We start from the raw sequence: 12,026 nt of genomic DNA, 5'->3' as shown, positions 1-12,026 counted from the left end.
GTCATTACCATGAAAGCCGATACATCCGTAACCAAATTCCAGCCAATACCTTTTATCATTAGCCAGGCAATTACGCTCGTTATTGGTTTTGTTGCTTCATTATTTACGCGACCCGAAATTGCGGGATGGTACACCACATTAAAAAAGCCCGGCTACACGCCGGCCAACTGGGCATTCCCTGTAGCATGGACCACCCTTTACATCCTCATTGCCACTGCCGCTTACCTGGTTTGGAAATGTAGGGACGGTACTTCGGTTTACAAAACCGCCGTGTTTATTTATATCGTTCAACTGCTGTTAAATTTCTCCTGGTCGATTGTGTTCTTCGGGATGCACGCGGTGCTGGGCGGGTTGGTCGTTATTATCCTGTTGCTGGTATCTATTGTACTCAACATCGCATGGTTTGCAAGCTTCAAAAACACGGCAGCCTGGCTGCTGGTGCCATACCTGCTTTGGGTGGGTTATGCCACGCTGCTCAACATCGGTATTTATATATTTAACAAGTGATAGAAAAAACATTATTTTTATTGCAGGCTTATAGCCATAAAAACTCTCCATGAAAAAAATACTTTTTGCCTGCTGCCTGTTATTTGTTGCATCGAGCTACGCTTTTGCAGATACCGTAAGCATCAAACATTTCGTGGTAAAGGAAAACCCTTTCGCCAAGGATGAGATAGCCATTGTGGCCGTAGACACCGCCAGCAATATACAGGAAAACGTAAACGGCACCTTCAATTTTACGATAAACGGATTTTCGGAGGAACTGAAGTTTGAAAAGGGTACGGCCTTCTACCGACATAAACTCGATAAATCGAGCTTTATATTTGCCCGCCATAAGAACGACGAGGGCACCACCTCGATGCTCTACTACGTTTACCGGCACGATAGCAAACTCACCCCGGTAAAAATCAGTTGGATACTGCTGGTTGCCATCCCATTGGGACTTGTATTATTGGGCTACCTGTTTAAGCGTTTCATCATTATCGCGCTTATCATTTTCTGTATATTCTTATACTTTAACCATAGCAACGGGCTCAGCATACCCACATTCTTCCAAAGCGTGCTTGACGGATTGAAGGGGATATTCAGTCATTAGTTAGTGATTTAGTGAAGACGCCAATCCTAATTCCCGAAGCTGTATGCTTTCCTTAGCACACTGGCGGTTGCAGGTATGTGCTTTTTCTCGAACAAATCGTATCCCGGTTTCATCGTTTTCCAAAAGGGGAGGTTTGGCGAGGTAGCGAAAGCTTGCATATGGGCTGCATCCATCGCAAAGGGATAGATATCCAGGTTTATTTTTTCCTGCCCGGCCCCGAGGGCTTTGTAGATGAGGGTGTAAATCTCTTCTATGCGCGCATCTGTCATGGCGTAGCAGCCGATAGAGGCGCAATTCCCATGTATCATGATGGCGCTGCCAGTGTAGCCTTTTTGCTGTTCCAGTTGGTTAGGGTAACCTATGTTGATGGCGAGGTGGTAATTGCTTGCGGGGTTAAGCTGTTTAGCCGTAATGGTATAAAAGCCTTCGGGGCTTTTGCCGTCGCCCTGTTTGGTTTTGGTGCCCAACCCGCCCGAGTAATAGCAAATCTCATAGCGTTTAAGCAAAGCATACTTCGAGCCTTTTTTCGCCCATACTTCGAGCTGGTTAGTTTGTTTAAAAATGCGCAGGTAGATGCGGTAATTGCTATCGAAACCGGCATCCTTAAGCTGGCCCTGTAACTTTGGCCAAATGGCTGCTCGGGCATCGCTGGCGCGTTTGCTGTCGGGGAGTTCTACAGGGTTTTTAAATGTGAATAATGATAGACAGAGGATGAAGAATAGCTTAGGCATGCTGTTATAATTTGGTAAGCAAATATACCTAAGTTATTAGTTGATTCAGAATAAAATTTCAATATATTTTTATATTTAGTTTTTTATTCTTTAAAAATGAATTTTATTGGTATTATAAGTTGTTATGATTGGCTTTGATTCCCGGGCTTAAGCTGGAAGCTTAAGCCATGCCAGCCACGAGATACGCTGCGCTAACCTCGCGGCAGCGGAAGTGTATTATAAGTAACTGTCGTTCGATTTCCAATCTTCATAATTAAACCAAAGCTCCTTACCACTTTTTGATTTTACAATTTTTCTTTTTTTAACTTTTACCCATTTCTTTAATTCTTTATCGAATGTGTAACTGTTTTTGCTATCATAGGTTATAATCCCATGGGAATCGCAGGTTTCTATAATCCTTACCTTTAGCAGGAGTTTTTTATCGTCTTTTTGTAAAACAATCCCTTTAGCAGCGCAACTGTCATTAAATTCAGCGTCTTCCTGTTTTTTGGAAACATAACCGTTCGGATAATTATACTCCAATGTATCACCCAGGTTATAGGTGGCAAACTGCTGCCGGGTCTCTTCTAATTCTTTCCGCTCAGCATCTGCCCAATAATCTTTATAGAATTGCATCTGCTCATCCAATTTTAAAGGGTTATTTAGCAGTCGACGGTGATAACTGTGGAAGATAATCCCGCTCATATCCTCAGGATTGGAGATGCCCATACTATTAAAATATACCCAAAGCCGCGAACCCATATGCAAGCCCCAATTATTCCTTATCCAGGTGCCAAAGCCATGATGTACCCGGCCTATAAACTCTCTCTCGGGTAACTTTTTAAAAGTTACCTTATCCGAATCACTAAACATCTTATCCAGCCGACTTAAGCAATCGTCAAGGTCCTTTGGGATATAATGCCCGCGGAGGCTATCTGTTGTGCTCCTAACTGCATCTTCTTTTTTCCATTTCGCTTCAATCTGCTGGTAAGGTTTAAATATGGAATCCTGGTTAACGGGCTGGCCAAGCAATATCTTTTTAAACGCAATGAGTACTACCGTTTGTTGGTGCTGGTTGTCTTTTATTCCTTTATTGGTGAAGTATTTGTCCAGTTTTTTGGTGTCGTTATCATCGCCTCGAAGCCATTCAAAAATTGTTTTGTAAGGAATAGTGTTTGGTGTATCCCAGGGATAGCAAAGATTAATCAATTTGCCATCGTCAGTTTTTTTGATAATTGATTTTAGACTATCAGGGCAATCAGCCTGCAACAGTTTAAGGGCTTGTTTCAGATTTTTAGGGACTTTGTGGCTTTGCGCCTGCGCCAATTGGACGGCAAATGCTAGTAGGAAAAGTGCGATAAGCGTATATTTCATACGAACAAGATGCAAAGGGATTGGTTTTTCCATAAAAAACTGCTACTGTTACGAGATACGCTGCGCTAATCTCGCGGCAGCGGATTTGACAATCTTGCTTTATTTAAATGGATTACCCCAAGCTGCAAAATCAAAACTCAACTCAAGGTTTAGCTCATTTAGCATACCGATTGTTTCCATATCAAGGTGTACGCTCCCCAGCATTTGGTTGCCGGCGTGGAAATCCATTATTACGTGAATATAAGCTTTAGCGTTTGCCGCCAGCGAAAAAATACCCTCTTTATCCCTCTTCAAAAAGATCAAAAGTTTCTTCAGTTTATCTTCAAACTCGTCGGGTTCGGCATTCGGTTCAAATTCCAAAAAAATATTTGAATAAGTTGATTTTTTATTTGGCCATAAATCTCCATTATTCCAGTATCGGGTTGCTTTTAACGTTGTAAAATTTTGTAACTCAACAGCTGTTAAAGTTTGAGAAGTTGCTCTTAAACAAACCACGTTGCGTGATTCCGTTCCAATATTGATGATTTCTTTTTTGTTTGGGTCTATATAAACAGCAAATGAAAAATATTCATCTGCTACCGGTAGGTAAGCAATTAACAAATCGGCCTTATTTCTATCTACCCGTTCAATAACTATGCGCTCATCCCGATAAACAGGGGCATGAATCTCCATGTATTGTGCAGTTGTGCCCAATGTTTTGTCGCGGAATTCTGCTGCAATTAGGTCGGTAACCTCCTCGTCTGTCATAATAAACTGTTATTTCAAATGCTCCCCCTTCAGGGGGCTGGGGGGCTAACCTATATCCCCAACACCTGCTTCAGTTTCACATACCCGGTTTTGCTTACCGGTATCTTTGCGCCCGATTTCAGGATGGCCAGGTGGCTGTCTTTCTCGTAAGGGTCCAACCGGGTTATTTGTTGTATGGCGATGATGTAGGAGCGGTGCACACGTACGAAGTAGCGTGGGTCCAACGTCTTCTCGAAGAAGGCCATCGTTTTATTCTTCAGGAACGCGCCTTCGGCGGTGATTACGCTTACATAGTCATCGTCGGCTTGTAGGTATTCTACATCCTGTACCGAGATGATCTTCACTTTAGTGCCGGTTTTTACCACGATGCGCTCGTTTTGCGCGGGCGATTGAGCGGCTATCTCCAATAATGTTTCTGTAGTTTTTGCGTTAGCGGCAGGGCCGGCGGCGGCGTGCAACAAGTATTTATCAATTGCTTTTACGAAACGCTCCTTGCTGAATGGCTTGAGCAGGTAATCCACGGCGTGTGCTTCGAAGGCTTTTATGGCAAACTCATCAAAAGCGGTAGCAAATATTACGGCCGGCGGGTTCTCTACCAGTTCCAGCATCTCAAAACCGTTTATTTTGGGCATCTGCACATCCAGGAATATCAGGTCGGGCTGGTGCTGTTGGATGGCCTTGAGGCCCTCGAAGCCGTCGCCGCATTCCTGCAACACCTCAATCTGCGGGAATGCCTGCAGGTATTCCAGTACAACCATGCGTGCCAGGGGCTCGTCGTCAATAATCAAAACGCGTGTCATAACTGCGGTATTTTTATAATGGTTGTAAATATATTATCATTTGCATGGGTTTCCATCAAATCGTTGCGGGCAAATATCAAATATAATCTGCGTTGTACCCCGCTGAGGCCGAAACCGGTGCCCTTGCGGGGCCTTGATGTTTGCGAATCGTAGGGGTTTTGTATGGTCATGATGAGGTAGTTATCCTCCAGTTCGCCGCTGATGCTAATGGTTACTTCGCCCGTGGTATCGTACAAGCCAAATTTTATCGCATTTTCTACCAAAGGCTGTAAAAGCATAGAGGGCAGCAGCGCCTTGCCACATTTTTCGTAGCAGCTTATTTCGGTTTGCAGGCGGTGGCCAAAGCGCACCTTTTCTATTTCCAGGTATAAATTCAAATGCGTAAGCTCGTCACTCAGGGGCACCAGCAGTTGGTCGTCTTTCTTCAGCGTGCCGCGAAGGAAGTCAGACAGTTGGTGTATCATCTTACGTGCCTCATCGGGCTTAAAGCCTATCAGCGCGTTGATGGAGTTTAGGCTGTTGAACAGAAAGTGCGGCTGCAATTGCTGGCGAAGGTTGTAAAGCTCGGCATCGCGGGCCAGTTTTTCGGCTTCTGTTTTGCGTTCTTCAGTTTTCTTATGATCAAGCTGCGAGTAGAACAGGGCGCTTATCATGGCCATCCAGCCGATAGCCAGGAAATCGGTAAAGAGACGGATAATGAACGATTGCTTCAAAAAGTTATCATAAACCACACCGAAATTAAAGAAGGGCAGTATATACCTGCATGCCGCTGTACAGCCTGCCGCGAGGGCGCCGCACCATACCAGCAGGTAAATGTAGCTGCCACGGTCGGGCTGGTAGTAGCGCAGGTTGTTGTTGATGAGCCAGCAGGCCATGGAGAGCAAAAGGGCGCTCATGGCGCTATCTGCCAGGGCCACCATCCAAACAAAGCCGAAACTATGCAGGATATAAGCCTGTAGCGCGGCCCAAACCACCCCGCAGATAGCAAATGCCCCAAATAATTTCCCTCCTGATAATTGTGATGATGCCAAAACCTATGGTTTAATTTTTATTTAACGTTTAACGTTGCGTTTTAATTCCCCTCTTGAGAGGGGGTGGGCCGGATACGTGTAATGGCAGGCCTGCCTGCCGGTAGGCAGGGGTGTGTTGGCGACGCGGACTAACACACCCCTAACCCCTCTCAAGAGGGGAACCTTTTCGACCTTCCCTAGTTCCTAACCCCCAAAAGGGCCGATTTGTGATGCGCCCAGGCGATGTACAGATCCGGGTCGGGAGCTTCGTGGATATTGTAGTACAGTTCTGCACCGTCAGTCGGCGTGCCTATGGCGTTCAGTTCGGCAACATCTATAAATTGCCATTTTACGGTTTGCTTTTGCACGTTTACAAAGCTATCCTGGTTGGCGTGGCCTATATTGCTGGCTTTCTCGAAAGCGTGCTGCTCGGTGTCGGCGTTTATCAACCTAAGTTGTTCGTCAAACTGCGGGTTGTGGTCGCCGTTGCCGCTTATCACCCTAAAAACTAATTTCGCTACGTACCAATTCATGTTGTTGGGTATTATAGGTTATCGGATATATTAATTAGGCGTGGATTAGTAGCTGCGTATTTCCAGCCCGGCGAATATGGATACGCCTTTGATAATCAAAACCTTGTCGCTTTTCATGGCCTGCATGCTCTTCATGCGTTTATCGTCGGTGCCGGCAAAAATCGCGCTCATATCTACTATTACCTGCCAGTTGGCCGGTACGATAATTTTGGTGCCACCAAATACCTGCGTAAGATCTATGATGGCGCGGTTGCCGATATCGGCATGGGTAAAATCAATTTCGGTACCACCGAAGATGTTGGTAATATCGCCACCCCTGAAGTTTTTGGAGAAGATGGTTTTATTTACCCCGCCGAAGATGGCGGTAGCATCTAAAATATCATCGTGCGATGGGGGAGGCGTAGTGCCGCTGCTTGTACCGCCATCGGTTGGAGGCACGCCGGTTGGGGCACTGTATGGGGCAGCGTCACCAAAATCTGCAAGGGGCTTTTCGCCGCTAACGGTACCTGCCTGGTATTTTTTATCCCAAAAGTCGCCGTCGTTTAATTGCCCGGCGGTTTTTTTCTTCTTCATAATGATCCACAAGCCCATGGCTATGAAGGCTGCGGGCCAAACGATGCCGCTGGCGTTATTGATGTTCTCTGTTAAAAGGGTTATAACGCCCAGGCCGGTGATGATAACCCAGGTAGCGTTTTGGAAGTTGCTGCGCGAACCTATCCACAGGCCAATGAATACAAGCCATAGGGGTTTAAGATCTATATAATCGGGCAGTAGGAAGAGGTTGAGTTGCCTGAGCAGCATATAGCTGCCTATGAGGAGCAGTATTGCCCCGGCCATAACTGCGCCATTGGCTTTGTTAGGTTTTGGATTTATGTTGGTGTTCATGATATCTAAATTTTAATGTTACCCAAAACTAATGTAACATTTGGTTTATGCAAACCGCTTATTGGCGATGTAATTGAAGAAGTCGGTAAGTATGGATAATTTGTCGGTGAAAAAATTTGGAACGATGGATTTGGGAATACCTATATTTAGTGGCACAGGATATTAATATGGAAAAAGAATATCGCGTACGTGGTGCCATGAAGGCATCGTACACTATTTTGACAGTAATGCTTGGTGGCGCATGGGGATTTGTTTTTAGCCAGCTTGCGCCATCGCAAAATTGGGCGCTATTTGCAGTTTTATTGTTACTGATTTGCGGCGCGCTCATTTTACTAAGCATTTTTACAACAAAACTTGTCATTGTCGGGGATGCGATCTCCATATCCCGTTTTTTTTATAAACGAACGCTCCCTAACGAATTTATAAAAGGAGTCAGGTTTCGCGGGCGGCGTATTCATATCGAATCGAATAACGAAAAGTACCGGGGAATAATGGTATTTAAATACAACGATTTTGAAAATTGGGCTGATATGAGCAGCCGTTTTCGCGGATTTAAGGATTTAGATGGCTATGACAAGAAGCAGAGCCTAAAAGCCATATTGAGTGAAGAGCGTTTAGGTACAACAGAAGTGCAACGCCAAGTCTTTTATGATCGGATGCGGGGTTTTGCTACTGCTTACGCGATATGGGGCCCTCTATCAGCGATCGCTTTCATCTTGTTTGATCATGTGATCATAGCGGTTATTGCCGGTATCATTTATCCTTTGCTAGGCGTTGTTTTAATGAAGAGCAGCAAGGGGCTTGTTAAATTTACAATAAATAGTGTAAAAAGCGCGCATATAAGTATTACTATCGGCTTTTTGCCGCCGGTATTTGTAGTGTTGGCAAAAATGCTGTTGTATGGAAATATCTTATCCTTTTCTAACTGGACGCTGCCGGCTGCTTTGTTATCCTTTGTTGCCTTTGCTGCGCTTTACCTAACCGGGAGAGATGCCACCGAAGGGGCTATAAAAGGGCAAGTGTTAATAATTGCCTTAGCAGCCGCCCTTTTCGGCTTTGGTAATACAGCAATGGTAAATTGCAAATTTGATAGATCTGCACCGCTGGATCATCGCGCCACGATAGCCAATAAATATATAAGTTCCGGAAAAACGACACAATACCACCTTGCAATAAGCGCCTGGGCTACCGGCGAAGACGGGCATGAGCTAACGGTATCTAAAAGTAAGTTCGGTTATATTAACGTTGGGTCGTCGATAACGGTGCACGAAAAAAAAGGGCTTTTAAATATGCCCTGGTATTATATAGACCTGTAGCTAATTACACGCTTGGCTCCTGCTGGCTTAAACAGTGGAAACTCCCCAATCCCCAGATGATATCGGTAGAATCTATACCCACCACTTTCCTATCGGGGAAGCAGCCCTGGATAATATCTAATGCTTTATCATCGTGCTTACTGCGGTAAGTAGGGACTACTACTGCTGCGTTGCCGATGTAGAAGTTGGCGTAGGAGGCAGGCAGGCGCTGGTCGTCGTAAATCACGGCATCCGGCATGGGTAGTTCAACGATGTTGAGCTGCTTGCCGTTTAGCAGGCGCATAGTTTTGAGGCTTTGCAGGTTCTCTTGCAGCAGGTGATAGTTCTCGTCGTTCTTGTCGTGCTCTACCACGGTAACTACGGTATCGGTATTAACGAAACGGGTAATATCATCAATATGTCCATCGGTATCATCGCCTACGATGCCATCACCCAGCCAAAGTATCTGTTCCACGCCGTAATACTTTTGCAGGTAGCTTTCTATCTGCTGCTGGTTTAATTGCGGGTTACGGTTAGGGTTTAGCAGGCAGGCCGTGGTGGTAAGTAGGGTGCCGGCACCGTTAAAATCTACCGAGCCTCCTTCCATTACAATACCCGGATGATAAACCGGCAGGTTGAAATGGTTGGCGATTTTGGTAGGGATAACATCATCCAGATCAAACGGAGGGTATTTGCCGCCCCAGGCGTTGTAGCCCCAGTCTACTATGGCTTTCTCTTTGGTTTCGTAGTTCACTAAAAATGCAGGCCCATGATCGCGGCACCAGGCATCGTTGGTTGCGAAGCGGAAGAATTCCACTTTGCTCATATCAACTCCTGCCAATAGTAATTGCTGCTTGGCAAACCATTCCATCGCCTCATCGACCACGTTAATACGCACCAACTGGCCCTCCGATACAACCTTTATGAATTCGCAATATTTGGGATAAATAAGGTCTATTTTACCCGGCCAGGAGGCCTCTTTGTGAGGCCAGCTAAGCCACATAGCAGTCTGTTTAGCCCATTCGGCAGGGAAGTGGAGTCCGGTTGGTATGTTGGTGGTGCTCATGGTGTCGTGTTATTAAAATCATAAAACCATGTCATTGCGAGGAGGAACGACGAAGCAACCTCATAGGACGCTCGGGCATGCTGAGGTTGCCGCGCTATCGCTCGCAATGACATTAGGGTTATAGCATTGAGAGAACTAATCGCCGTCGATCAGGCGTTTGGTAATCGGCTGATACGAATCTATACGACGATCCCTCAGGAACGGCCAGTGGCTGCGGTAATAATCAGATTTATCCAGATCCAGTTCCATTACCACAACTTCCTCCTGATCGGGAGTGGTTTGGTGCATAATGGCGCCGAAAGGGTTGGCAAAGAACGATCCGCCCCAGAATTTTACGCCGGCTTCTTCGCCCACACGGTTCACGCTTACTACGTAAACGCCGTTGGCCACGGCGTGCGAGCGTTGTATGGTTTGCCATGCATTGTATTGCTCAACGTTGGTGGCTTCGTCCTGCGTGGTGGCCCAGCCGATGGCGGTAGGGTAGAAGAGTATCTCGGCACCCATCAATGCGGTAATACGTGCAGCTTCGGGGTACCATTGGTCCCAGCAGATAAGCACGCCTATAGTGGCGAATTTGGTTTTGAAAACCTTATAGCCAAGGTCGCCAGGGGTGAAGTAGAATTTCTCGTAAAAGCCCGGGTCATCAGGGATGTGCATCTTGCGGTATTTGCCCAGGTATTGGCCATCGGCATCTAAAACGGCGGTAGTGTTATGATAAACGCCTTGTGCACGTTTTTCGAACAGGGAGGCAATAATCACCACGCCAAGCTCGGCAGCCACAGCCGATAAAGCATCGCTTGACGGGCCGGGGATAGATTCGGCCAATGCGAAATTGTCGTAATCCTCTACATCGCAAAAATAAAGCGACGTAAAAAGCTCCTGCAGGCAAACGATCTGCGCGCCTTTAGCGGCAGCTTCGCGCACCTTTACGATAGCCTTATCCAGGTTTTCCTGCTTATTGGCAGTGCAGGTCATCTGCACCAGGCCTACTTGTACTTTTCCCATAGCATTAGAAATTTGCCGCAAAACTACCGTTTTTTGGAGATTTGAGGGCAATGATTAAAGATTAGTTATCCATCATCGTTAAAAATTACGCGGCGGTGATCAGTGGTTAAAGCAACCGAATTGAGAAAAAACGCACCGGGGATAGAAAGAGGAAGTTGCGATAGGGATAGTAGCGGAAACCCCGGAATGAAGTCCCCGCTTCTATCAGTGGGGACGTAATGAGGAGTTGCAGCGGATAGCCCGGGCCGAAGGCATCGCCATAATAATTTGTCTGAACTCGAATTTTTATAGAATTAAACGAATTGACAGAATTTTAAAACAAAGCACTTCAATTTGCATTAACCTCTAACCTCTAACCTCTAACCTCTAACCTCTAACCTCTAACCTCTAACCTCTAACCTCTACCACCAATGTTAAGTTTTGTTAACTAATCGCTCACCTCAAATCAACTAATCGCTAAATTACTACCTTTGCACCCGGATGAAAGACTTGATAGAGACCGAGCTGGAAGAAACGGAGCAAGCCATAAAGCCTAAAAGCTGGAAAGATACGCTGTGGAGCGTAACCAAGGTGTTGCTTAAAGTAGGCGTAACCGTGGTATTGCTGTACCTGCTTTTCCATGGCAAGCAAGATCTGATAGACCAGGTAAAGAGCCGCCTGCTGCACGCAAATTACTGGTGGATGCTGGCCGCGCTTATCAGCTATATGTGCAGCATGGTGTTATCATCCTGGCGGTTGCTGAGCTATTTTAAATCCATCGGCCTCAAACTCGACCCACGCTTCAACTTCCGCCTGTACCTTTTGGGCCTTTTTTATAACGTACTGTTGCCGGGCGGCATCGGCGGCGATGGCTACAAAATTTACCTGCTCAATAAAACTTACAAACTGCCGGCCCGCAAAATGTTCTGGGCTATTATGTTTGATAGGCTTAGCGGGCTTTGGGCCATAGGGCTCATTACCGTGGCGCTGATATTTTTGATACCGCAGATAGATATTCATATCGGTATCCCGCTGGGCATATTCACCCTTGCATCGGTTGTTTATTATGGCGTTGCCTATAAATTCTTCAGGGAATACACACATTACTTTTTCGAGGGGCACTTAAAGGCTGTAGGCGTGCAGGGCTTGCAGGTGATGGCGATCGTGTTTGTTTTGCTGGGGCAAAATTTTACCGGCAAGTTCTCGCCATACCTTTTATCTTTCCTGATATCAGCCCTGGCTACTATCATCCCTATCAGCATGGGCGGCGTAGGCGTGCGCGAAACCGTATTCAGTTATCTGGCCAAATGGTTCCCCATGGAGAAAAGCCTTACATTGTTCTTGCCGGGTACGTTTTACCTTATATCGCTTATCGTGGCCCTGCTTGGTGTTTATTACCTCATACGCCCCAAACGTTTGGAGGAGGGCCTGACGAAAAACGATATGGAATTGCACGAAGACCAGGCCGTTTAGTCCCGCGTTTTGGATGCCTTTGCCCGGGCGGCGGCAAGCTGGAAATTCCTGGA

13 protein-coding genes are annotated in these 12,026 nt (G+C 46.1%); 4 read left to right on the top strand and 9 right to left on the bottom strand.

From position 1 onward, the window contains the following. The first annotated feature begins 9 nt into the window (after positions 1-9). The gene (locus AC1DYT_RS10985; RefSeq protein WP_477469653.1) at positions 10-507 is read left to right on the top strand and encodes a TspO/MBR family protein; all 498 of its coding nucleotides are present in this window, start codon (positions 10-12) and stop codon (positions 505-507) included. Between the two features lie 49 nt (positions 508-556). Next, positions 557-1,096: a hypothetical protein gene (locus AC1DYT_RS10980; protein ID WP_477469652.1), complete on the top strand. Its 540-nt coding sequence runs from the start codon at positions 557-559 to the stop codon at positions 1,094-1,096. Positions 1,097-1,122: 26 nt separating this feature from the next. Here the strand turns inward: AC1DYT_RS10980 and AC1DYT_RS10975 are convergent, their stop codons facing one another. From AC1DYT_RS10975 to AC1DYT_RS10945, 7 genes are all read right to left on the bottom strand, one after another. Then, positions 1,123-1,827 carry a L,D-transpeptidase family protein gene (locus AC1DYT_RS10975; RefSeq protein WP_477469651.1) on the bottom strand — a complete coding sequence of 235 codons (705 nt, stop codon included), beginning with the start codon at positions 1,825-1,827 and terminating at the stop codon, positions 1,123-1,125. A 216-nt stretch (positions 1,828-2,043) separates the two neighbouring features. Beyond that, positions 2,044-3,213: a DUF6794 domain-containing protein gene (locus AC1DYT_RS10970; protein ID WP_477469650.1), complete on the bottom strand. Its 1,170-nt coding sequence runs from the start codon at positions 3,211-3,213 to the stop codon at positions 2,044-2,046. A gap of 66 nt (positions 3,214-3,279) precedes the next feature. Then, the gene (locus tag AC1DYT_RS10965) at positions 3,280-3,927 is read right to left on the bottom strand and encodes a DUF4279 domain-containing protein (RefSeq protein WP_477469649.1); all 648 of its coding nucleotides are present in this window, start codon (positions 3,925-3,927) and stop codon (positions 3,280-3,282) included. A gap of 50 nt (positions 3,928-3,977) precedes the next feature. Then, positions 3,978-4,727 (bottom strand): LytR/AlgR family response regulator transcription factor, encoded by a 750-nt coding sequence (locus tag AC1DYT_RS10960; RefSeq protein WP_477469648.1) that lies wholly within the window; start codon positions 4,725-4,727, stop codon positions 3,978-3,980. Beyond that, entirely contained in the window at positions 4,724-5,758 is a 1,035-nt protein-coding gene (locus AC1DYT_RS10955) for a sensor histidine kinase (RefSeq protein ID WP_477469647.1), read from the bottom strand. The genes AC1DYT_RS10960 and AC1DYT_RS10955 overlap by 4 nt, the downstream gene beginning before the upstream one ends. 176 nt (positions 5,759-5,934) lie before the next feature. Further along, on the bottom strand, positions 5,935-6,270 hold the full coding sequence (locus tag AC1DYT_RS10950) for a DUF4288 domain-containing protein (RefSeq protein WP_477458581.1): 336 nt from the start codon (positions 6,268-6,270) through the stop codon (positions 5,935-5,937). Between the two features lie 45 nt (positions 6,271-6,315). Then, positions 6,316-7,155 carry a LiaF transmembrane domain-containing protein gene (locus tag AC1DYT_RS10945; RefSeq protein ID WP_477469646.1) on the bottom strand — a complete coding sequence of 280 codons (840 nt, stop codon included), beginning with the start codon at positions 7,153-7,155 and terminating at the stop codon, positions 6,316-6,318. 167 nt (positions 7,156-7,322) lie between these two features. On the opposite strand from AC1DYT_RS10945, the gene AC1DYT_RS10940 reads away from it, so the two are divergent. Beyond that, a complete protein-coding gene (locus tag AC1DYT_RS10940; RefSeq protein ID WP_477469645.1) occupies positions 7,323-8,471 on the top strand; it encodes a hypothetical protein in 1,149 nt (382 codons plus the stop codon). A gap of 4 nt (positions 8,472-8,475) precedes the next feature. Here the strand turns inward: AC1DYT_RS10940 and AC1DYT_RS10935 are convergent, their stop codons facing one another. Together AC1DYT_RS10935 and AC1DYT_RS10930 are read right to left on the bottom strand one after the other, a co-directional pair. Continuing rightward, positions 8,476-9,516, bottom strand: coding sequence for an agmatine deiminase family protein (locus tag AC1DYT_RS10935; RefSeq protein ID WP_477469644.1), 1,041 nt, complete (start codon positions 9,514-9,516; stop codon positions 8,476-8,478). Between the two features lie 135 nt (positions 9,517-9,651). Beyond that, entirely contained in the window at positions 9,652-10,521 is an 870-nt protein-coding gene (locus tag AC1DYT_RS10930; protein ID WP_477458587.1) for a carbon-nitrogen hydrolase, read from the bottom strand. A gap of 480 nt (positions 10,522-11,001) precedes the next feature. Here AC1DYT_RS10930 and AC1DYT_RS10925 point away from each other — a divergent pair, with 480 nt between their 5' ends. Beyond that, a complete protein-coding gene (locus tag AC1DYT_RS10925) occupies positions 11,002-11,973 on the top strand; it encodes a lysylphosphatidylglycerol synthase transmembrane domain-containing protein (RefSeq protein WP_477469643.1) in 972 nt (323 codons plus the stop codon). Positions 11,974-12,026: the final 53 nt, after the last annotated feature.

Source organism: Mucilaginibacter sp. P1_D10 (assembly GCF_056406215.1).
This window is presented reverse-complemented; position numbering and strand designations above follow the sequence as displayed.